The sequence below is a fragment of the Ornithinicoccus sp. genome (assembly GCF_057176825.1).
The window spans coordinates 1,848,640-1,870,171 of record NZ_CM169976.1; the positions used below are offsets into that span (position 1 = coordinate 1,848,640).

The 21,532-nt window shown below is 72.0% G+C and carries 19 protein-coding genes and 1 pseudogene; 8 read left to right on the top strand and 12 right to left on the bottom strand.

The window, feature by feature from the left end; all coding sequences use genetic code 11:
* The first annotated feature begins 6 nt into the window (after window positions 1–6).
* The gene (locus tag AC1QRC_RS09250; RefSeq protein ID WP_484206475.1) at window positions 7–1,212 is read left to right on the top strand and encodes a serine hydrolase domain-containing protein; all 1,206 of its coding nucleotides are present in this window, start codon (window positions 7–9) and stop codon (window positions 1,210–1,212) included.
* Here the strand turns inward: AC1QRC_RS09250 and AC1QRC_RS09255 are convergent.
* From AC1QRC_RS09255 to lipB, 6 genes are all read right to left on the bottom strand, one after another.
* On the bottom strand, window positions 1,207–2,106 hold the full coding sequence (locus AC1QRC_RS09255) for a transglutaminase-like domain-containing protein (protein ID WP_484206476.1): 900 nt from the start codon (window positions 2,104–2,106) through the stop codon (window positions 1,207–1,209). The genes AC1QRC_RS09250 and AC1QRC_RS09255 overlap by 6 nt on opposite strands.
* A 28-nt stretch (window positions 2,107–2,134) precedes the next feature.
* Window positions 2,135–2,917 carry a DUF4191 domain-containing protein gene (locus AC1QRC_RS09260; RefSeq protein WP_484206477.1) on the bottom strand — a complete coding sequence of 261 codons (783 nt, stop codon included), beginning with the start codon at window positions 2,915–2,917 and terminating at the stop codon, window positions 2,135–2,137.
* Between the two features lie 5 nt (window positions 2,918–2,922).
* Window positions 2,923–3,948 carry a lipoyl synthase gene (gene lipA, locus AC1QRC_RS09265; protein ID WP_484206478.1) on the bottom strand — a complete coding sequence of 342 codons (1,026 nt, stop codon included), beginning with the start codon at window positions 3,946–3,948 and terminating at the stop codon, window positions 2,923–2,925.
* Between the two features lie 98 nt (window positions 3,949–4,046).
* Window positions 4,047–5,033 carry an ABC transporter permease subunit gene (locus tag AC1QRC_RS09270; RefSeq protein ID WP_484206479.1) on the bottom strand — a complete coding sequence of 329 codons (987 nt, stop codon included), beginning with the start codon at window positions 5,031–5,033 and terminating at the stop codon, window positions 4,047–4,049.
* A complete protein-coding gene (locus AC1QRC_RS09275; protein ID WP_484206480.1) occupies window positions 5,030–6,028 on the bottom strand; it encodes an ABC transporter ATP-binding protein in 999 nt (332 codons plus the stop codon). Before AC1QRC_RS09275 ends, AC1QRC_RS09270 begins: the two co-directional genes overlap by 4 nt.
* A gap of 150 nt (window positions 6,029–6,178) precedes the next feature.
* Window positions 6,179–6,829, bottom strand: coding sequence for a lipoyl(octanoyl) transferase LipB (lipB, locus tag AC1QRC_RS09280; RefSeq protein WP_484206481.1), 651 nt, complete (start codon window positions 6,827–6,829; stop codon window positions 6,179–6,181).
* A gap of 85 nt (window positions 6,830–6,914) precedes the next feature.
* On the opposite strand from lipB, the gene AC1QRC_RS09285 reads away from it, so the two are divergent.
* From AC1QRC_RS09285 to AC1QRC_RS09300, 4 genes are all read left to right on the top strand, one after another.
* The gene (locus AC1QRC_RS09285; RefSeq protein ID WP_484206602.1) at window positions 6,915–8,489 is read left to right on the top strand and encodes a serine/threonine-protein kinase; all 1,575 of its coding nucleotides are present in this window, start codon (window positions 6,915–6,917) and stop codon (window positions 8,487–8,489) included.
* A 148-nt stretch (window positions 8,490–8,637) separates the two neighbouring features.
* Window positions 8,638–9,549: a 3-hydroxyisobutyrate dehydrogenase gene (gene mmsB, locus AC1QRC_RS09290; protein ID WP_484206482.1), complete on the top strand. Its 912-nt coding sequence runs from the start codon at window positions 8,638–8,640 to the stop codon at window positions 9,547–9,549.
* A 77-nt stretch (window positions 9,550–9,626) separates the two neighbouring features.
* Window positions 9,627–10,976, top strand: coding sequence for an MFS transporter (locus AC1QRC_RS09295; RefSeq protein WP_484206603.1), 1,350 nt, complete (start codon window positions 9,627–9,629; stop codon window positions 10,974–10,976).
* Window positions 10,977–10,989: 13 nt separating this feature from the next.
* Window positions 10,990–12,414 (top strand): L-lactate permease, encoded by a 1,425-nt coding sequence (locus tag AC1QRC_RS09300; RefSeq protein WP_484206604.1) that lies wholly within the window; start codon window positions 10,990–10,992, stop codon window positions 12,412–12,414.
* A gap of 21 nt (window positions 12,415–12,435) precedes the next feature.
* On the opposite strand, the gene AC1QRC_RS09305 is transcribed toward AC1QRC_RS09300, so the two are convergent.
* The 4 genes and pseudogenes from AC1QRC_RS09305 to lpdA form a co-directional block, all read right to left on the bottom strand.
* A complete protein-coding gene (locus AC1QRC_RS09305) occupies window positions 12,436–12,921 on the bottom strand; it encodes a hypothetical protein (RefSeq protein WP_484206483.1) in 486 nt (161 codons plus the stop codon).
* Between the two features lie 43 nt (window positions 12,922–12,964).
* A complete protein-coding gene (locus tag AC1QRC_RS09310) occupies window positions 12,965–13,909 on the bottom strand; it encodes a TIGR01777 family oxidoreductase (RefSeq protein WP_484206484.1) in 945 nt (314 codons plus the stop codon).
* Window positions 13,910–13,936: 27 nt separating this feature from the next.
* Window positions 13,937–15,874, bottom strand: a pseudogene (sucB, locus tag AC1QRC_RS09315) (2-oxoglutarate dehydrogenase, E2 component, dihydrolipoamide succinyltransferase).
* A gap of 74 nt (window positions 15,875–15,948) precedes the next feature.
* The gene (lpdA, locus tag AC1QRC_RS09320; protein ID WP_484206485.1) at window positions 15,949–17,334 is read right to left on the bottom strand and encodes a dihydrolipoyl dehydrogenase; all 1,386 of its coding nucleotides are present in this window, start codon (window positions 17,332–17,334) and stop codon (window positions 15,949–15,951) included.
* A 148-nt stretch (window positions 17,335–17,482) separates the two neighbouring features.
* On the opposite strand from lpdA, the gene AC1QRC_RS09325 reads away from it, so the two are divergent.
* Together AC1QRC_RS09325 and AC1QRC_RS09330 are read left to right on the top strand one after the other, a co-directional pair.
* Window positions 17,483–17,767, top strand: coding sequence for a hypothetical protein (locus tag AC1QRC_RS09325; protein ID WP_484206486.1), 285 nt, complete (start codon window positions 17,483–17,485; stop codon window positions 17,765–17,767).
* A gap of 74 nt (window positions 17,768–17,841) precedes the next feature.
* Window positions 17,842–18,051 carry a DUF5302 domain-containing protein gene (locus tag AC1QRC_RS09330; protein ID WP_484206487.1) on the top strand — a complete coding sequence of 70 codons (210 nt, stop codon included), beginning with the start codon at window positions 17,842–17,844 and terminating at the stop codon, window positions 18,049–18,051.
* A 92-nt stretch (window positions 18,052–18,143) separates the two neighbouring features.
* Here AC1QRC_RS09330 and AC1QRC_RS09335 read toward each other — a convergent pair whose 3' ends face one another.
* Window positions 18,144–19,667 (bottom strand): leucyl aminopeptidase, encoded by a 1,524-nt coding sequence (locus AC1QRC_RS09335; protein ID WP_484206488.1) that lies wholly within the window; start codon window positions 19,665–19,667, stop codon window positions 18,144–18,146.
* 146 nt (window positions 19,668–19,813) lie between these two features.
* On the opposite strand from AC1QRC_RS09335, the gene gcvT reads away from it, so the two are divergent.
* A complete protein-coding gene (gene gcvT / locus AC1QRC_RS09340; protein WP_484206489.1) occupies window positions 19,814–20,920 on the top strand; it encodes a glycine cleavage system aminomethyltransferase GcvT in 1,107 nt (368 codons plus the stop codon).
* Between the two features lie 33 nt (window positions 20,921–20,953).
* Here the strand turns inward: gcvT and AC1QRC_RS09345 are convergent, their stop codons facing one another.
* Window positions 20,954–21,517: a bifunctional adenosylcobinamide kinase/adenosylcobinamide-phosphate guanylyltransferase gene (locus AC1QRC_RS09345; protein ID WP_484206490.1), complete on the bottom strand. Its 564-nt coding sequence runs from the start codon at window positions 21,515–21,517 to the stop codon at window positions 20,954–20,956.
* Between the last annotated feature and the right edge of the window lie 15 nt (window positions 21,518–21,532).

Sequence of the window (21,532 nt, forward strand, 5' to 3'; positions counted from 1 at the left end):
CTCCCGATGAGTCCCGAGCGGCCGGCCCTCCACGCCCACCCCGACGACGTCGCCGACGCGCTGCATGGCGCGCTGGCACGCCATGTGGCGACGGGCGAGCCGCCCGGGTTGGCCTGGGCCGTCGGTCTCGGCGGTGAGCTGCGCACCGGCGCGCTCGGCCACCTCGACGACGGTCGGGACCGACCCGTCCGTCCCGACACGATCTTCCGGATCAGCTCGTTGACCAAGCCGGTCACGGCGGCCGGAGCGCTGGCACTGGTCGAGGACGGGGTCCTGGCCCTCGACCAGCCGGTCGACGACGTGCTGCCCGAGCTCGCTGACCGGCAGGTGCTGCGGCGCCGCGACAGTCCGGTGGGCGACACCGAGCCCGCGCGCAGGGCGGTGACCGTGGAGGACCTCCTCACCTTCCGTCTCGGGCTGGGGATGGACTTCACGGCGGGTCCGACGCCCCTGGACGAGGCCCTCACCGCAGCCGGGCTCGCGGTGGCCCCGCCCGCGCCGCAGGCCGGCCCGCCGCCCGCGGAGTGGATGCGGCGCCTCGGGGAGCTCCCGCTGCAGTACCACCCCGGCGAGCGGTGGCTTTACCACACGGCGGCGCAGGTCCTGGGGGTGCTCGTCGCCCGCGCTGCCGGGATGCCCCTGGGGGAGTGGCTGCGGGAGCGGGTGTTCGCACCGCTGGGCATGACCGACACCGGCTTCCACGTGCCGCCCGATCGTCTCGACCGGTTCGGAGCCTGCTTCGCCGGGGTCGACCCGGTCACGGGCGGGCACGAGATCTACGACCCGCCCGGGGGGCAGTGGAGTGATCCGCCGGTCTTCCCCGGTGGCGGGGACGGGCTGGTCTCGACAGTGCACGACTATTACCGGTTCGCGGCGATGCTGCGGGGGCGCGGAGCCACGGGCGGAGTCCGAGTGCTGTCGGAGGAGTCGGTGCGGGCGATGACGGCCAACCACCTGACTCCGGAGCAGGCAGCTGCCGCGGACATGGGGGACAGCGGCTGGGGCCTCGGCCTGGGCGTCGGTCCCTTCACAGAAGGGGTCGGCAGCTACGGCTGGGACGGTGGTCTGGGCTCCACCTGGCGCAACGACACCGACCGGGACCTGGTGGCCGTCCTGCTCACCAACCAGATGTGGACGTCACCGGAGGGCTCGCCGTCCTGCGACACGTTCTGGCGGGTCCTGGGCGAGTGCCTCTCCGGCACGCCCCTATGAACCGGCCCGGCGCACCGGGACCCGGCGTTCCACGGTGGGGTCAAGCGGGGAACGCGTGAGCAGGTGCGAGCCGGGGTGCAACCGGGCGTCGGCGCGGTAGAGCACGGCCAGTTCCCTGGCAGCGAGCCCCGCGAGGTCACCGGAGCGTTCCTCCGCGTCGGCCGCCACCAGGAGCCGGGCGACCCGGTCGAGGAGGTCGTCGGCGGCGGAGTCCATCTCATCCAGCCCCCAGGCATCCCACAGCAGGTACTCCTCGCCGTGCCGGTGCGCGACCTCGTGCACGACATACCGGCGCACGAACCACTCGCCGCGCAGGGGGAGCGAGGGGTCGACCCCGTAGCGGGAGACGTCCACCTCGCCCGCCCGGTGGCCGAGCCAGACCTCCGCCGAGGTGGCGAACGGGGACGAGAGCCCGGTCGGCATGTCCGTGACGTCGAACTCCCCGGTGAAGTCCGGCGTGAGTTCGGGGTCGAAGCGGCGCCACCGACCGTCCTCGAGGACCTCCACCACCACATGGTCGTGGTGGAACCCGGGGGCGAAGTATCCGGCGAATCCAACCCGGGTGCGCGCGGGCACTCCGTGCTCGCGGAAGATCCCGGTGCACAGCAGCGAGTGGTCCCGACAGCAACCCTGCAGCCGGTCGGCCATGGGGCGCGGGTCGGCCAACGGCTTGCCGCCGTGTCGTCCCTGGTCGGTGGCGAGCAGGTCGGAGAGCCAGCGCAGGTCGATGTCGCCGCGGGAGGACTCCGGCAACTCGCCCGCGTGCCCGCGGTAGTGCCCGATGAGGTTGCGGGCGACCGCGGAGACTTCAGTGATGTTGGGCTCGACCGCGCGGAGCAGCGCCGCATGGGGCCCGGGGTCGGAGCAGACGGTGTGCCGGGTGGGGGAGGTCACCGGCAGGACCCAGCCCGTCTCACGCGGATCAGCGACCGCGCAGGGCGCGCCGGTCCATCCGGGCGCGCCGCGGGTCGACCCCCGCCGGCACGGCGGCCTTGGCCACGCCCAGCGCCTTGAGCCGCTGGTGCACGGCGATCGCCTCGTCCTTGGAGATCTTCTTGTCCAGCTTCTTCATGGACTTGGCCAGCTTGGACAGGGGAGTCTCCTCCTCGTTCCTGCCGACCCGGATCAGGTGGACCGGGACCTCCGAGCCGACGACCCGGGTGATCTTGCGCTTCTCGGACTGGCTCAGCTTCAGCGCCGCACCGCGCGGCCCCTCGCTGATCAGCACGACACCGGGTCGCCCGACCGCGCGGTAGATCATCGCGGCATTGTGCAGGTCGCGCATGCCCCGCATCTTGCCGCCCGCCTCCGCGGCGACCGGCTCCTGGTCGTAGTACCAGCCGCGGCGCAGCGACCCCAGCGCGGCGCCGACCGCACCGGGTTGCCCCTCGATCTGGGCAAACGCGGCACGCTCGGCCTTGCGGGCCAGCACCGCCATCGCGGCCAGGAGTGCCAGGGGCAGGCCCAGGATCATGACGTAGACCACCAGGTCGAGCCAGATCCCGATGAGCAGGGCCAGCAACAGGACGCCGAGGAATGCCAGCGCCATCCACCAGACCGCGCTCGGGTCCTGCTTGCGGGTCATCCGGAAGACCTGGCGGAACTGCTCGATCCGGCCCGGGTTGTTCGGGTCCTTCACCTTCTTCTTGCGGCGAAAGAGGCCGCGCCTGGTTTTGGGCGCGCTGGAGTCGGTGCTGCTGGACATAGTGGTCAGGATACGTCGACAGCGGGCCGCTCAACGAGCGCGGCTGCTTCCTGGCGTGCGGGCAGGTCGGCCTTCTGGGCCAGATGCGCCAGGTGCTCGGGGATCTCCCGGCCCCACTGCTGCATCGCCTGGGCGTAGAGCCGCCCCGCGCGGTAGGAGGACCGCACCAGCGGGCCGGCCATCACGCCCTTGAACCCGATCTCCCGGGCAACGTCGCTCCAGTGCACGAACTCGGTCGGCTTGACCCAGCGCTCGACGGGGTGGTGCCGGGGCGAGGGACGCAGGTACTGGGTGATCGTGATCAGGTCGGTCCCGGCCCCGTGCAGGTCGCGCAGAGCCTGCTCGATCTCGTGGTCCTCCTCGCCCATCCCCAGGATCAGGTTGGACTTGGTCACCAGGCCCGCGTCGCGGCCCATCGTGATCACGTCCAGCGAGCGCTGATAGCGGAACGCGGGGCGGATCCGCTTGAAGATGCGGGGGACGGTCTCCACGTTGTGGGCGAAAACCTCCGGTGCGGCGTCGATGACCTGGCCGACCAGCTCCGGTATGCCGTTGAAGTCCGGGATCAGGATCTCCACACCGGTGGTCTGGCTGAGCTCGTGCACCTTGCGGATCGTCTCGGCATACAGCCAGGCACCGCCGTCGACCAGGTCGTCGCGGGCGACCCCGGTGATGGTGGCGTAGCGCAGGCCCATCTGCTCGACGGACTCGGCGACCCGGCGGGGCTCGTCCCGGTCCAGGTCGGCCGGGCGTCCCGTGTCGATCTGGCAGAAGTCACAGCGGCGGGTGCACTGCTCCCCACCGATGAGGAAGGTCGCCTCACGGTCCTCCCAGCACTCGAAGATGTTGGGGCACCCGGCCTCCTGGCAGACGGTGTGCAGCCCCTCGCTCTTCACCATGGAATGCAGCGCGGTGTACTCCGGCCCCATCTTGGCGGTGGTGCGGATCCAGGACGGCTTGCGCTCGATCGGTGTCGCGGCGTTGCGGGCCTCGACTCGCAACATGCGGCGACCCTCGGGTGCGACGGCCACTGGCTACTCCCTCGTGTCGACGGCGGCGGTTGCGTAGCACAACGCAACGCCAGCCCAGCGTATGCCACCGCCGCCGCGGCGCCCCGCCCTACCCGCCATCAGTCCACGTCGGCCCGCCGGAACAGCAGCCAGGACAGCAGGAACACGATGGCGAGCACGCTGCCCAGCACCAGTGCGGAGTCGCCGGTGCTGATCTCGTGCAGCGTGCTGCTGCACTCGCCGCTGACCATCGAGCAGTCCCACGTCTCCCACGAGTGCCCGCCCTTGACCCAGCCGAGGATGTTGTTGCTCAGCAGGTAGCGGCTGATGCCCGAGAAGAACTGGGCGGCCAGGAGCTCGACCGCGACCAGGTAGCCGACCAGGGTGCCCAGGACAGCGGCCGTGTGTCGCATCGCCATCCCGGACGCGGCGCCCACCATGGCGGTGAGCACCAGCAGCGCAGCGCTGCGCAGGCAGATCCACCCGATGTCTCCCCACTCGGCGCCCGTGATGTGGTCGTCGACGCCGTGCAGCCGGAAGATCGCCGACACCCCGAGGACGACCGCCGCCAGGTAGCCCAGGGCGACCGGCACCCCCCAGAGCCCGGGGGCCAGGACCTTGCTGGCAAACACCCGGTCCCGGCGTGGCTCGAAGGTCAGCCAGGTGCCCATGGTGCGTGCGGCGAACTCGGCCGCGGTCGCCGTCGCGCCCACCAGCAGCATCACGCACAACATGGGGAACACCAGTTGGCTGAGCAGCTCGGCCACCTGCTCAAACAGGGACTGCGGGCCCCACTGGAAGTCCTCGAGCCGCGGGGCCGTCATCTGGTCGCAGCCGTAGTCGATGCTGTCGTCGCCGGCCATCTCCCGTTCCCGCTCCTGCTCGGCGAAGCACGACTCGACATACTCCTCGCCGTTCTCCTCCCAGTCCCGCAGCGCCTCGGCGTAGTAGGTCTCCGCGTTGCCCAACTCGGCGGACGCGAACCGCACGAAGTCGTGGACCCCATAGAGGGCGAGGCCGAGGATCCCCGCGGTCAGGACGACGGCGAACCACGCCAACCGGCGCCGGAGCAGGCGGCGGAGCTCCACCAGTGTCAGCCGGCTCATCGCTGCTCCCCCCGGTCTGCCCCGAGAGTGTCCTCCCGGGTGAGGTCGAGGAACACCGACTCCAGGTCCCGACGCACGGGCGACAGCCGCGACAGGTAGATCCGTTGCTCGGCGAGCACCCGGGTGACCTGCGCTGGCTCCTGGGACCCGCCGACCGTCAACGGTCCGGCCGCGGTGCCTGCGGGGCTGGCATCGGCCCCGCCCGGCGGGTCCAAGACCTCCAACCCCGCACCCCGCAGGGCACGCACCGCCCGGTCCCGTTCGTCCGGGGCGACCGTCACCTCCAACGCACCGGCAGCGTGCGCGCCGATGATGCCGGCGACGCTGCCCTGGGCCACGACCCGCCCGCGACCGATGATCGACACCGTGTCCGCGACCTGCTCGACCTCGGCCAGGATGTGACTGCTGACCAGCACGGTGCGGCCCTCGTCGCCGAGCCGGCGCATCGTCTGCCGGATCTCGTGGATGCCCGCCGGGTCCAGACCGTTGGTCGGCTCGTCGAAGATCAGCAGGTCCGGCTCCTTCAGGAGCGTGGCGGCGATCGCGAGGCGCTGCTTCATCCCGAGCGAGAACCCGGCGAAGTTGTCCTTGCGCCGGTCGTGCAGCCCGGTCGCCTCAAGCACCTCGCCGACCCGGGCGCGCGGGGTGCCGATGGCGTCGGCGAGCAGGCGCAGGTTCTGCTCGGCGCTGAAGGTGGGGAAGAACTTGGGGGACTCCACGATCGCCCCCACGCGGTCGATCACCTGGGGCAACCGCTGGGGGGTCGGCACGCCGAAGATGTGCATGGTCCCCGCGTCGGCGCGCAGCAGCCCCAACAACATGCGGATCGTGGTGGTCTTGCCCGAGCCGTTTGGCCCGAGGAAGCCGTGCACCCCACCGGCCGGGACATCCAGGTCCAGGCCGTGCACCGCCGTGCGGCGGCCGCGCAGGCCGCTGAAGGACTTGCGCAGCCCGCGGGTGGCGACCGCCAGCTCACCGCCCGGATCGATGTGCATGCCCCTGCCCTCCCTGCTCGTCCGACCCTGCGCCGGCGCGTCAGGACAGGTCTACCGCACCGACGGCGCGGCGGGGCCCGGTTGGCGCCGGACACGCAGACGCGGGGCAGCAGATCCGCTACGAAGTGGCGGACCGGCCCGGCAAATCCGCTACGAAAATTGGGGGGAGGGTGAGGTGAGGATGGTGTCGAGGCGGGGGCGCACGAGCGGGAGCACGTCGGCGACGGAGACGTCCCGGCCCAGCTCGGCGGACACCGAGGTGACACCGGCGTCCGGAATGCCGCAGGGGATGATCGGCGCGGCCCAGGACAGGTCGCAGTTCAGGTTCAGCGCGAATCCGTGCATGGTGACCTCCTGGCTCACCCGCACCCCGATGGCGCCGACCTTGCGGTCCGGCCCACGGGAGTCGGCGCGCACCCACACCCCGCTGCGCCCCTCGACCCGTTCGGTCGCCAACCCCACGTCCTGGCAGACCGCCATCATCAGGTCCTCCAGGCGGCGCACGTGGGCGACGACGTCGACGGGGGAGGGCAGCCGCACGATCGGATAGCCGACCAACTGGCCGGGGCCGTGCCAGGTGATCTTGCCGCCGCGGTCGACGTCGATAACCGGGGTGCCGTCCATGGGGCGCTCGTGCGGCTCGGTCCGTTTGCCGGCGGTGTAGACCGCGGCGTGCTCCAGCAGCAGGACGGTGTCCGGCAGGTCCCCGGCGGCGACGCGGCCATGGACCTCGCGTTGGTGGTCCCACGCGGCCTGGTAGTCCACGAACGACGGGGCGAAGCCCAGCTCTTCCACGCGCATGTGGCCACTCTAGCCAGCCGGACCTGTGGACAACCCGCGAGCCGGGCGCCGGACCCGGGCACAGTGGCGTGATGGAGCAGGCGTGATGGAGCAGGCGTACCCGACGATTCCCGGCTATGACGTCCTCGCCCTCGTGGGGGCCGGCGCCACTGCGCGCGTCTGGCGCGCCCGGAGGCTGGCCGACGACCGGCTGCTGGCGGTCAAGGTGTTGCCGGTCGCCGGGGGCCAGGTCTCGGCCGCCCTGCGAGAGGCCAGCGTGCTCTCGCGGGTGCGCCACGAGCACCTGATCCACCTGTATGACGTGGTGCCGCTGCCCGGACCCGACGGCCGCCCCGCGGCGGTGGCCCTGGCGATGCAGCTGGCCGAGGGGGGATCGCTGGCCGAGCTGCTCGCCGGGCGGGGCCACCTCAGTGCGGGAGAGGTGGTCACGGTCGCGGCCCCGTTGGCGGCGGCACTGGCTGACCTACACCGTTCGGGTGTGGTGCACGGGGACGTGTCGCCGGGCAACGTCCTCTTCCTCGGCGACGGTATGCCGATGCTGGGCGACCTGGGTGTCTGCCGGATCGCGGGCGAGCGGGTGGAGTCGGTCCACGGGACCGACGGGATGGTGGCACCCGAACTGCTGGAGGGTTTCGCGCCGGCCGCGGAGTCCGACGTCTACGCCCTGGGTGCCGTCGCCTGGACCTGCCTGACCGGCCAGGTCCCCGGGTGGGTCGGCACCCGTGAGTCCCTGGCGGAGCTGGCCCCCGAGATCCCGGAGGCGTTGCGCGACCTGGTCCTGACCTGCCTGGAGCCCGAGCCGGCCGACCGGCCCGACGCCGACGAGGTCGCCGCGCGGATATTCGAGGCGGTCACTCCCGAGCCGGTCGAGCTCGGTCCCGGCGCCGACCCCGCGGCGGGGCTGACGCAGCGGATCCGCCGGGCGGCTGCCGTCGACGCGTTCGCCCTCGGGGCCGGAGAGGGAGAGGAGGAGCCCGACGACTCCCGGGCGGCGCGGCGGGCACGCCGCAGGCCCGCCCGTTCGGCGGCCCGACGCAGGGTGCTGGTGGGCGGACTGGTAGCCCTCGTGCTGCTGCCGCTCCTGGTGCTCGGCGTCCGGTGGGCCACGGGCTGGGTGTTGGAGGCGCCCACCAGTGTCGCCGGGACCACCGCGACCCAGGACCCCGTGACGACACCCCACCCCGCAACGACAGGCACGCCCACGACAGGCACTGCGCCGACGGGCAGCACCCCGGGGAGCGCCGCCGCGCCGGAGGGCACCGGCAACCCCGGGTCGACGACCGGTCCCGAGGGCGAGGTGGCGGAGGACCTGCAGGACCTGCTCGACGCCCGCGCGGCGGCCTGGCATGCGGGCGACCCGGACCTGCTCGGCGCGGTGCACGTCCCGGACTCGGCCGCGTGGGAGGCCGACAGCAGCGACCTCGGCGAGGCGCAGGGTCGTGGTCTGGCCTACCGGGGCCTGACGTTCACCGCGACGGACGTCGACATCGTCGAGTCGGATGAGGACCACCGGGTGGTCACCACCCGGGTCCAGCGATCGGCATACACCGTCGTCGGGGAGGGTCAGGAGTGGGCGCACCCGGGCACCGAGGACGAGGTCACGTTCGAGCTCGGGCGCACCGACCAGGGGTGGCGCATCGTCTCCTGGACCCTCCCGTGACCCTCCCCTGACCCCGCGTTGACCCTCCGGTGGCGTGGGTGCCGACTCAGGCGTCGCGGACACGGCGGGATGGTTATAGTCGCCGGTGGTCCGACACCTTGCCGGAGCCAGCTTGAGTGAGTGCGGGCACGCACTAAGGAGGATTCCCATGGCCACCATCGCGTGGATCGGGCTCGGAAACATGGGGGCGCCGATGACGGCGAACCTGGTCCGGGCCGGCCACACCGTGCAGGGCTTCGACGTCTCCCCGCCCGCCCTCGAGGCGGCGCGGGAGGGCGGGGTCAGTACGTCCGACAGCATCGCCGAGGCCGTCGCCGGGGCGGACGCCGTGTTCACGATGCTGCCGAAGGGGGAGCATGCGCGGGAGGTGTTTGAGGGCCCGGGCGGCGTCCTGGCGCAGGCCGCACCCGGCACGTTGCTCGTGGACAGCTCCACCATCGACATCGAGTCCGCGCAGCACCTGCACGAGGCCGCGGGACGTGCCGGCTTCCGGTTCGTCGATGCGCCCGTCTCCGGCGGGATCAGCGGGGCGGCCGCCGGCACGCTGACCTTCATGGTGGGCGGATCCGAGGACGACGTCGCGGCCGCGGCGCAGCTGATCGAGCCGATGGCGGCCAACATCATCCCCACGGGCGGTCCCACCACGGGGCAGGCAGCGAAGATCTGCAACAACCTGATGCTGTTCATCAATCTGGTCTCCACCAGTGAGGGGGCCGTCCTGGCAGACCGCCTGGGCCTTGACCCGCAGGTGTTCTGGAACATCGCCTCGGTGTCCTCCGGCGACTCCTGGGCGCTGCGGACGTGGTACCCGGTGCCCGGAATCGTCGACACGGCAGCCTCCAACCAGGACTTCACCGCCACCTTCGCCGCCGAGCTCGCGGTCAAGGACATCGGTCTGGCGGTCTCGGCGGCCGACCAGACGGGCACCACGTTGGAACTGGGCAGGCACGCCGCCCGGATGTACCAGCGGTTGCGCGACGCAGGATTCGCCGACAAGGACTGCAGTGCGGTCATCAAGGTTGCCGACGGCACCATCGAGCAGGACGGAGAACACGCATGAGTGACACCCCCAACAATCCGGCCAGCCCGGACGCTCCGGACGGGAGCGTCGAGGAGCACCAGCAGGACCAGGTCCGGATGGAGCACGAGCACACGGCCGACAAGCCCTACCTCAAGAAGGTCGTCGGCGCCTCGATGGCCGGCACGGTCGTCGAGTGGTATGAGTTCTTCCTCTACGGCACCGCCGCGACCCTGGTGTTCGGTGAGCTCTTCTTCCCGGACAGCGACAACCCGCTGGACAACATCATCCTGGCCTTCGGCACCTACGCCGTCGGATTCGTGGCGCGCCCCCTGGGCGGCATCGTCTTCGGCCACATCGGTGACCGGATCGGCCGCAAGGCGTTGTTGCAGTTCAGTCTGATCCTGATCGGGACCTCGACCTTCCTGATGGGTTGTCTGCCCGGGTTCGACACGATCGGCTACTGGGCGCCGGCGCTGCTGGTGTCACTGCGGTTCATCCAGGGCTTCGCGCTGGGTGGCGAGTGGGGCGGGGCCGTCCTGTTGGTGACCGAGCACAGCCCGAACTCCAGCCGCGGATTCTGGGGATCCTTCCCGCAGGCGGGGGTGCCGCTGGGCAACCTGCTGGCCACCGTCGTGCTGCTGGTCCTGTCGGCCTCCCTGTCCGACGAGGCGTTCCTGTCCTGGGGCTGGCGCATCGGCTTCTGGCTGTCCGTGGTCATCGTCGCCATCGGCTACTACATCCGCACCCAGGTCAGCGACTCCCCGATCTTCAAGGCCGCCAAGGAGCAGGTCGAGAAGGAGGCCGCCGCCGGGTATGGCTTGGTCGAGGTGTTCAAGCGCTACCCGCGTGGCGTCTTCACCGCGATGGGTCTGCGGTTCGGGGAGAACATCCTCTACTACATGGTGGTGACGTTCTCGATCACCTACCTGAACCACATCGACGTCGGGACCTCACGCATCCTGACCCTGCTGATGTTCGCCCACATCCTGCACGCGTTCGTGGTCCCCGCCATCGGGCACCTGTCGGACCGGATGGGCCGCCGGCCCGTCTACCTGCTCGGCGCGGCCACCGCGATGGTCTGGCCGTTCGTCGCGTTCCCGATGTTCGACACGGAGTCCACCGGGATGATCCTGGCCGCCATCATGCTCGGGCTGGTCGTGCACGGTCTGATGTACTCGCCGCAGCCGGCGATCATGGCCGAGATGTTCCCCACCCGGATGCGCTACTCCGGGGTGTCCCTCGGCTACCAGGTCACCGCCATCGTGGCAGGCTCCTGGGCACCGCTGATCGGGACCTGGCTGCTGCGCGAGTTCGACAACTGGACGGCCATCGCCGGCTACATCGCGGTCGCCGCGGGCGTCAGCCTGGTCGCGGCCCTGGTGATGCGCGAGACCAAGGGCACCTCCCTGCTGGCCATCGACCAGGAGGACATGCGCCGGGTGGCCGAGGAGAAGGCATCCGCCTGACCACTGCACCGTGATGCAGGCTCTCCTCGCGGGTCTGCCGCTGCTCGTGGCGTGCGGGGCGCTCGCGCTCCGCACGCCCGCGCTGCGTGCCGCGGTGCTGGGGATCCTCACCGCCGTGGCGGTGGTGGCCCTCGCCTTCCGGGACCACCTGTCCGGGCTCGGCTCCGGGATGGTGGTCTGGCTGCCGACCCTCGTCGAGGTCCTGCTCATCATCGGGGGCGGCATCGCGCTGAGCCGCCTGATGGACCGCTCCGGGGCCCAGCAGGTCCTGGCCGGGTGGATCGGTGGCCTGGCGGGTGGGCCGGTGCCGACGGCCCTGCTCGTCGTGCACGGGGTCACTCCCTTCGCGGAGTCCGTCACCGGCTTCGGCGTCGGGGTCATGGTGGGGGTGCCGCTGCTGGTCGCGGCGGGGTTCACCCCGCACCGCGCCGCGGTCCTCGGCCTGCTCGGGCTGTGCGCCGTCCCGTGGGGATCGCTCGGGCCGGGCACGATCATCGCCGGGCGGCTCATCGGGGCCAGCGCGGACCAGGTCGGGGTGGCCACGGCCTGGCCCAACCTCGTGGTCTTCGTGGGCGTCGGGCTGGCCGCAGTCGTCCTGGCCTCGCCCGGCCGGCTCCGGGCAGCCCACCTCGCGGGCGGTGTCCTGTCCGGCCTGCTGGTGGGCGCCGGCGTGCTGCTCTCCAGCGTCTTCATCGGGATGGCGCCCTCCGGCGCCCTCGGGGCGCTCGGGGCCCTCGCCGGCCACGTGCTCTGGCGCCGCGTGCAGGGGGCGCGGGTGCGGATGTCGCGCCCGGTCCTGCGTGCCCTCGTGCCGTATGCCGTGCTCCTGCTCGGCATCCTGGGGTCGGCGTGGGTGGTGCCCACCTCCTCGGGCTGGCCCGCGGCGGTCCTCACCTCACCGGCGACCTGGCTCGTCGTGTCCTGCGCCGTGGCCCTCGTCTGGCTGCCCCTGGTGGCCGTGCAGCGGCCGGTCCTGGTGCGCGAGGTGGGCTCGATGTGGCGCGGCGTGGCGTTGCCGACCGCCGCGTTCCTGGCCCTGGGGGTGGTGATGGTGCTGGGTGGTCTCACCGAGCCGCTCGCGCAGGCGCTGGGGCGGACGGGACCGTTGGCACTGGTGCTGACCCCGGTGATCGGCGCGCTGGGCGGCTATGTCACCGGGTCGGGTGCCGGTGCCAACTCGATGTTCGCCGCCGGGACCGGGGCGGTTGCACCCGGACTGGGCGTCGCCCCGGTGGTGCTGGTGGGGGTGCAGAACGCCGCGGCCTGCCTCCTCACCATGGCCGCACCATCCCGGGTGCTGCTGGCGGTCGCCTCCTGCCCCCGCGAGGGCGTCCCCGAGGCGGATCGGGCGACACTGCCGCGGGTGACCCGGGCGGTGCTCGTGGTGGACCTCGTGCTGGTCGCGGCGCTGGCTGTGTGGAACCTCGTGGTCCTGTGAGCCGGCTCCGACCGGGACCCCTCAGCCTCGGGTGGTGCCGTACTCGGCCAACCGCTGCTCGGCGGCGCCGATGATCGACTCGGTCGCCCGGGACATCAGGTAGGCACCGAGGAGGGCGGGAACGGCCACCACCACGAGGCTGCGTACCGCCGACGGTGGGGGAGTCCCCAGGCTGGCGATCAACGGGTAACAAGCCATCGCGATCGCCAGCGTTGTCCAGAACGCCCGGCGCCGCGCCCGTGCCCGGTCCAACAGGCCACCGACGGTGAGCCCGGTGGCCGCGCCGGCCAGGAGGCCCAGGACGCCGCCGGCGAGCCCGCCGATAAATGCGCCGTACAGGGGGACGAGGATCAGGAACATGACCGTGTTGTAGACCCCGGCGCCGGAGCCGGACATGGCGTCCACTGCCAGCCACCCGCCGATCACCAGCCCGGTCAGCACGCCCATGGCGGTGCCCCCGAAGAGCCCGGCTGCGGCATACCGCCAGTCGAACCTCCAGCCGTCCACGGCGCGCTCCCTCCCGAAGGACTGATCTGCCCTCCTCCGCGCATTATGCCTCCGGTGCCGGCTCCTCCAACAGCCAGGACATGGCCTGCGCCAGTTCCGGGTGGTCGAACGTGAAACCGGCCTCCTGCAACACGGCGGGGAGCATCCGGATGCTGCCCAGGATGTCGGAGGCCATCTCACCGAGCGCCAGCCGCAGGGCGATGGTGGGCGCGGGCAGGCGCGCCGGCCGGTGCAACTGCCGACCCAGGGCCTGCACCACGTCGCGCTGGGTGTCGGGGTGCGGCCCGGACAGGTTGACGGGGCCGGTGATATCGGGACGGTCCAGCAGGAACTGCACGGCGCGGAGGTGGTCGTGCAGGGTGATCCACGACCAGTACTGCGTGCCGCTGCCCAACGGCCCCGCGAGCCCGAAGCGCGCCAGCGGGAGCAGCCGCCCCATGGCGCCGCCCTCGCGGGACAGCACGAGACCGGTGCGGATGTGCGCGACCGGCGCCCCGGCCTCCTCGGCGCTCCGGGTCGCTGCCTCCCAGTCCCGGCATACCTGAGCCAGGAAGTCCTCACCGAGCGCGGACTCCTCGGTGAGGACGTCGGCGCCGCGGTGACCGTAGATGCCCATGGCCGACGCGGAGACGAGGCGGGGGAGAGGGTCCAGGGACGCCACGGCCCGGGCGATGGTCGTCGTCCCGTCCACCCGGGAGGACCGGATGGTGCGCTTGTAGGAGTCGTTCCACCGACGGTCGCCCAGCCCGGCACCGGCCAGGTGGACCACCGCGTCCACTCCTGACAGCGAGGCCGGGTCCAGCCGTCCCTCCCCGGGCCACCACTGCACCTCGGTGACGCCGTCGGTGACGGGTGCGGGGTCGCGGCGGACCAGGTGGATCACCTGGTCACCACGACCCCGCAACGCCTGCGACAGCGCGGACCCGATCAGCCCGGACGCCCCCGTGATCGCCACCAGGCGTGGTGCTCGATCATCGGGCTGCGTCACGTGCGTCACCTCATCCTCGGGACCGGGTCAGACCTCGAACGAACCGTCCTCCAGCCGTGCCTTCATCGTGCCCAGGAAGCGGGCCGCGTCGGCGCCGTCGACGATCCGGTGGTCGTAGCTGAGGGCCAGGTAGACCATCGAGCGGATCGCGATCGTCTCGCCGCCGTCCTCGTCGATCACCACGACCGGCCGCTTGACGACCGAGCCGGTCCCCAGGATCGCCACCTGCGGCTGGTTGATGATCGGGGTGTCGAACAGCGCACCGCGGCTGCCGGTGTTGGTCAGCGTGAACGTGCCGCCCGCCGCGTCGTCCGGCAGCAGCTTGTTGGTGCGGGTGCGCTCGGCGAGGTCGGCGATCTTGCGGGCCAGCCCGGCGATGTTGAGGTCGCCGGCGTCCTTGATGACCGGGACGAACAGGCCCTTCTCGGTGTCGACCGCGATGCCGAGGTTCTCCTGGGCGTGGTAGACGACCTCCTCACCCTCGATGCTGGCGTTGACGTTGGGGTGCTGCTTGAGCGCCTCCACCGCGGCCAGGGCGAAGAAGGGCATGAAGGACAACTTGGTGCCCTCACGCTTCTCGAAGTCGGCCTTGGCCTTGTTGCGCAGCCGGGCGATCTTGGTGACGTCCACCTCGATGACCGTGGTCAGCTGGGCGCTGACCTGCAGGGACTCCACCATCCGGGTGGCGATGAGCTTGCGCAGCCGCGACATCTTCTCGCGGGACCCACGCTTGGCCTGGAGCGCCTGCGCGGCCTCGGGCGTGCGGCCCGCCGCGGGGGCGGCCGCCGGGGCCTTGCTCTCGGCGGCAGCGGCAGGCTGCTCGGCCGCGGGCGCCGCGGGCTGGGCCTTCGCCGCCTCCTCGGCCGCGCGGGCCGCCTCCAGCACGTCCTGCTTGCGGATCCGGCCACCGACGCCGGTGCCCTTCACCTCGGCCAGGTCGACGCCGTGCTGGGCGGCGATCTTGCGCACCAGCGGGGTCACGTAGGAGCTCACGTCTCCGGCGGCGGACTCGCTGCCGACACCGGTGGCCTGGCCGTCGCCCGCGGAGGCCTTCGCCGGCTCGGACTTCGGCTTGGCCTGCTGCGCGGACTCCTCGGCGGCGGCCTCCTGCCGCTCCTGCTCGTCGGCGAGGTCACCCTCGCCCTGCTTCTCCGGCTCCTCGGCCGGCTCGGGCTCGTCGGCCTTCGCGGTCTCGTCGGCCTCGGCGGTCTCGTCCGGCTCGTCAGCCTCCTCCGGCTCGTCGGCGGCCTCGGGCTCGGACTCCGCCGCGCCGTCGGCGTCACCCACCGGAGCCGCCGCCGATCACTGGCGAGCGCGCCGCCCACCTCGACGGTCTCGTCCTCGCCGGCCACGATCTTGGTCAGCACGCCGGCGACGGGGGACGGGATCTCGGTGTCGACCTTGTCGGTGGAGACCTCCAGCAGCGGCTCGTCGACCTCGACCTCGTCGCCCTCGGCCTTCAGCCACCGGGTCACGGTGCCCTCGGTGACGGACTCACCCAGCGCCGGCATGGTGACGGTCTCACCCTCGCCGCCGTCGCCCCCGGAGGACTTCCCGGACGGGGCTGGTGCGGACTCCTCCGCGGGCTCGTCGTCGGCGGGCTCCTCGGCGGGCTCCTCGTCGGTCGGCGGCGTCCTCGGCGGGCTCCTCGTCGTCGGTGGAGTCGTCCTCGGCAGGCGCCTCGTCCTCGGCGTCGTCGCCGCCGGAGTCCTCCGCAGGAGCGGCGTCACCGTCGCCGATCACGGCGAGGTCGCCGCCGACCTCGACGGTGTCGTCCTCCTCCACCAGGATCTCCTGGAGGGTCCCCGCGACCGGGGAGGGGATCTCCGTGTCGACCTTGTCGGTCGACACCTCCAGCAGCGGCTCGTCGACCTCGACCGTGTCGCCGACGCTCTTGAGCCAGCGGGTCACAGTGCCCTCGGTGACGGACTCACCCAGGGCCGGCATGGTCACACGTTCAGACATTCTCGACGTCTCCTCGTCCGGGGGTTGGCAGTCTACGGGTGAGGCTGCCGGAATGGCAGCCGGGACTCGTGGGGTCAGGCATGGGCGTGCAGCGGCTTGCCGGCCAGGGCCAGGTGCGCCTCGCCGAGCGCCTCGTTCTGGGTGGGGTGGGCATGGACCAGGGACGCCACGTCGTCGGGCAGCGCCTCCCAGTTGTAGATCAGTTGGGCCTCGCCCACCTGCTCGCCCATCCGGGCGCCGACCATGTGCACCCCGACGACGGGTCCCTCGGGGGAGCGGACCAGCTTGACGAAGCCGGTCGTGCCCAGGATCTGGGACTTGCCATTGCCGCCGAGGTTGTACTCGTAGGTGGTGACCTCGCCGTACTTCTCGCGGGCGGCGGCCTCGGTGAGACCGACGGAGGCGATTTCGGGGTCGCAGTAGGTGACCCGGGGGATGCCGGTCTCGTCGAGGGGACGGGGCTCCAGTCCGGCGACCTCCTCGGCGACGAAGATGCCCTGGGCGAAGCCGCGGTGCGCCAGCTGCAGCCCGGGCACGATGTCTCCCACGGCATACACCGACGGCACGGAGGTCCGCAGCCGGGAGTCCGTCGTGACGAAGCCACGGTCCAGGGCCACCCCCGCCTCCTCGTAGCCCAGACCCTCGGTGGCCGGGCCTCGTCCCACGGCCACCAGGAGCAGGTCCGCCTCGATCGGGTCCCCGGACTCCAGGTGCACCGTGACGGCGTCGTCGGTCTGGGTGGCGCTGGTGAAGCGCACGCCGGTGCGCGACGCGATCTTGCGCTTGCGGAAGGCCCGCTCCAGGACCTTGGAGACGGCCTCGTCCTCGGCGGCCACCAGCCGCGGCAGGGCCTCCACGACGGTCACCTCGGCGCCGAAGGAGCGGAATACGGAGGCGAACTCCACGCCGATCACGCCGCCGCCGAGCACGACCACGCGCTCAGGCAGGGACTCGAGGGTCATCGCCTGGTCACTGGTGATCACCCGGCCACCGATCTCCAGCCCCGGCAGCGACCGCGCGTAGGAGCCGGTCGCCAGCACCACGGCGCGGCCGGTGAAGACCCGGTCGCCGACGGCGACGCTGTGCGGCCCGGTCAGGCGCCCCTCGCCCTCCACGTAGTCGATCGCCGCGGACTTCACCAGGCCCTGCAGACCTTTGTGGAGCCGGCCGATGACGCCGTCCTTGTAGCTGTGGACCTTGGCGAGGTCGATGGAGTCCACGGTCGCGTTCACACCGAACGCGGCACCCTCGCGGGCCGAGTCGGCCACCTCGGCCGCGTGCAGCATGGCCTTGGTCGGGATGCAGCCGCGGTGCAGGCAGGTGCCCCCCAGCTTGTCCTTCTCCACGAGCGCGACACTCAGACCGAGTTGCGCCGCACGCAGTGCGCACGAGTAGCCGCCGCTGCCGCCGCCGAGGATGACGATGTCGTGGGTGTGGTCGGGCGTCGACGAATCCTGCATACGGAGCATCTTGTCATTGCACCCGGATCACGACCACCGAGGGTTTACGCTCACCCCTATGGCTTGGTGGAATCGCAGGCGCAGGGAGCGGCGCTCCGGTGGGGGGAGCTTCTCCGGGGGGCCCGCCCAGCGGACCGACGGTCCGCAGATGAGCATCGACCTCGATGCGGTCCGCAGCCGCGCCCAGGAGTTCGTGGACTCCCGCCGCGGCGTCGAGGGGTATGTCGAGCCCGCCACCAACGTGACCACCACCACGCTGGTCCTCATCGCCCACGACGGGGAGTGGACTCGCCGCGCGGTGGGCAGTCCCAAGGCCGGGTTCCAACTGTGCCGTGATCTGGGCATCCCGGTCTACGACGTCAACCAGACCGGGTATCCCTCCCGGATGCGCGAGTGGAACCGGCGGCAGAAGGGGACGGGCCGGGGCGCCTGAGCCGGCAAACCGGTGGCCGGGTCCGTCGGGCCGTGACAGGCTGGGGCCCCAGCACCAGCGACAGGAGAGGCCCGATGGCTGAGCAGCACGGATCTGACGGGGCGGCACAGGACGGGGCCGAGGCGCCCGAGGACGTCAAGGCCAAGTTCCGCGAGGCGCTCGAGAAGAAGCACGCGCACGGGGGCAAGGACGTCTCGGACCACTCCGAGCACGGCAAGGTCGACAGGTCCAGCCGCGCCAAGACCTCGGGTGCGCAGCAGATGTTCCGACGCAAGAGCGGCTGAGCAGCGAGCAGTCGTCGACTGCACCGGGTATTGCCGGTATCCGGCCCGAGAGCGCGAACAACCGGTCCATTCGGCGCCCCGCGGGCGACCTCTCAGACGTAGGACTCGGCGAGGGCGACCAGCGCCCGGACCCCGGAACCCGTGCCGCCCTTGGGGGTGTAACCCCAAGCGGACTTGTCGTTGAACGCGGTGCCGGCGATGTCCATGTGCGCCCACGGGATCTGCTCGCCGGCGTCGTTCTTGCCGACGAACTCCTTCAGGAAGGTGCCGGCCACCATGGCGCCGGCCGACCGCTCCCCGGTGTGCTTGATGTCCGCCACGGGGGAGTCCATCGTGGCCCGGATCTCCTCGGGCATCGGCAGCGGCCACGAGGTGTCGCCGGCGTTGGAGGAGGCCTGGTGGACCCGGTCGGTCAACGCCTCGTCGTTGCCCATGACGCCCAGCGTGCGGTCGCCCAGGGCGATGACGCAGGCGCCGGTCAGCGTGGCGATGTCGACGATCGCGTCGGGGGACTGCTCGGTGGCCAGGGCGAGGCCGTCGGCCATCACCAGCCGCCCCTCGGCGTCGGTGTTGATGATCTCGACGGTCTTGCCGCCGCGCATCGTGACCACGTCGCCCGGGCGCTGGGCCAGGTCGCCGGTCATGTTCTCGGCCAGGCACAGGTAACCGGTGACGGCGACGGGGACCTCCATCTCGGCCAGCGCCAGGACGGCGCCAGCGACGGCCGCGGCCCCGGCCATGTCGCACTTCATCGTCACCATGGAGGCTCCCGGCTTGATGCAGAGCCCGCCGGAGTCGAAGGTGATGCCCTTGCCCACGAAGGCCAGGTGCGCCTTGGCCTTGGACGGACGGTAGGACATGGTGACCAGGCGCGGAGCCCGGCCCGAGCCCTGGCCGACGCCCAGGATGCCGCCGCACCCCTCGGCCTCCAGCCGGTCGGTGTCCCACACCTCGAGCGACACCGTGCTGCCGGCTGCGCGGCGGGTCACCGACTCGGCGAAGGACTCCGGGTAGAGCACGTTGGGCGGGGTGTTCACGAGGTCGCGGGCGTAGCCGACCGCGCCGGTGATGGCGGTCAGGCGCGCGGTGAGAGCCTTGGCCTCGCGGCTGCGGGTCTTCAGCGACCCGAGCACGACCGCCGCGCCCAGCGGGGCCTTGGCCTTGGCGCTCTTGCCGACGCCGTGGAAGGTCTGGAAGGAATAGCTGCCCAGGATCGCCCCCTCGGCCACGGCCGCGGTCTGCTCGGCGGAGCCGTCGCCCATGGCGAAAGCAGCCTTGTCCTTGCCGGACAGCGCGCGTGCCGCGGCACCGGCCGCCCGGCGCAACCGCTCCTCGGTGCGCGCCAGTCCCTCGGCCTCCGGCGCCCCCGGGCCGGTGCCCACCACGAGCAGCAGGACAGCGGTCACGTCCGGCACGCCGGTCATCCTGATGACCTCGTCGGCGCCACCCTCGGCTCCGATCCCGGCGAGCGTGGTCTCGATGTGGGCCCTGGCGGCCTTGGGCAGGCGGGTCTCCGGGGCCAGGATCGCGCCCTTCTCCCCCTTCACCGAGGCGACGACCAGGGCGTCGGCCTTGGCGGAGGCGGGTGCAGTGTCGGCGAGGGTCAGTTCGGTCATGGGTGTCCTTTGCGTCGTCTCGTGCAGCGTGGTCCGACGGTGTCGCACCCCCGTTACTGCGCCTGTACGCCACCGAGGGTAACCCCATCGACACCATGGGGACACGGCCTGTCTGCGCCGGGGGCTGCGGCGCTAAGGTTCGGGACATGAGCGACTCGCCGCTGAAGACGTCCCCGCTGCACGACACCCACCTCGCGCTGGGCGCGAAGATGGCCGACTTCAGCGGGTGGTCGATGCCCATCGAGTATCCGGGGGGAGGGGTGCGCCGCGAGCACGCTGCAGTGCGCGAGGCCGTCGCACTGTTCGACGTGTCCCACCTGGGCAAGGCCAGGGTCAGCGGACCGGGTGCCGCCGAGTTCGTCAACGCCTGCCTGACCAACGACCTGGCCAAGATCGAGCCGGGCAAGGCGCAGTACACGATGTGCTGCTCCGAGGACGGTGGCGTCGTCGACGACCTGATCACCTACTTGCGCAGCGCCGAGGACGTGTTCCTCATCCCGAACGCCGCCAACACGGCCCGGGTGGTCGAGCTCCTGGCTGCCGCGGCCCCGGACGGCGTCGAGGTGGAGAACCAGCACGACCGCTTCGGCGTGATCGCCGTGCAGGGCCCCCGCAGCCCGGAGGTGCTCCGCGAGATCGGCCTGGAGGTGGAGCTGGACTACATGACGTTCACCGAGGTCGACTGGAACGGTCGGCCGGTGATCGTCTGCCGCACCGGCTACACGGGGGAGACCGGCTTCGAGGTGGTGCCGCACTGGGAGGACGCCGCCGAGGTGTGGGACGCGCTGATGGCGGCGGCCGAGCCGCTGGGCGGGCTCCCTGCCGGGCTCGGCGCGAGGGACACCCTGCGCACCGAGATGGGCTACCCGCTGCACGGCAACGACCTGGGCCCGGAGATCACCCCCGTGATGGCCCGGGCGGTCTGGGCCGTGGGCTGGGACAAGGAGACCTTCTGGGGCAAGGAGGCCCTCACCGCGCAGCGGGCTGCCAAGGAGTCGCGACTGTCGTGGGGCTTGCGGGTCACGGGCCGGGGCATCCCGCGGGCCGGCTGCGAGGTCCGGGACGAGTCGGGCGCCACCATCGGGGTGGTCACCTCCGGCACCTTCTCGCCGACCCTCGCCCAGGGCATCGCACTGGCCCTGCTGGACCGCGGCCAGTCCGTGGGCAACCCCGTGGTCGTCGACGTCCGCGGCCGGGACGTCACCGCCGAGGTGGTCAAGCCCCCGTTCGTGGAGGCCGGCGTCCGGGGCTGACGCGCCGGGCCCCTGACGCGCCCGGGCCCGCGCTCAGCGCAGCGCCGCGCCCTGGACGCGCAGCGAGGACCCCAGGTCCAGCAGCCGCCCGGCGATGACCAGATCCACCGACGTGCACGTGGCCCCCACGCGCCGCACGACGGCACCCAGCAGATCGTGCACGACCTGCTCGGTGGGCGAGGAGGCGGGAGCCAGCAGCCCGGGGTCACACCCGAGCACAACGACGTCGACCGGGACGGCCATGAGCGCCACCTGGAACTGATCGACCAGGTCGTGCACGCGGGCCTCGGCGGCCTGGGGGTCCGTCCAGCCGTCGGTTTCCTCCAGCACGGCTCCCAGCCAGCGCTCCAGGTCGTCGATCAGCACCGGGTGGCGCGAATGGACCAGGGCGCGGCCGAGGTCGGTGGACTCCACCCGGGTCCAGCCCTCGGGGGCGGGCACTGGCGGTGTCTCCGGGTGGGCGGCGTCCTTTGCTGTCGTCCCTCGCGGTGGCTTGGGCGGGCAGACCCAGGTCACCTCCCGGTGACGGGACAACAGGGACAGCGCGTGGTGTGAGCGTCCCCCCGCAGCGGGGCCGAGGACGAACGTCGAGGACATGCAGCATCCTCCGGG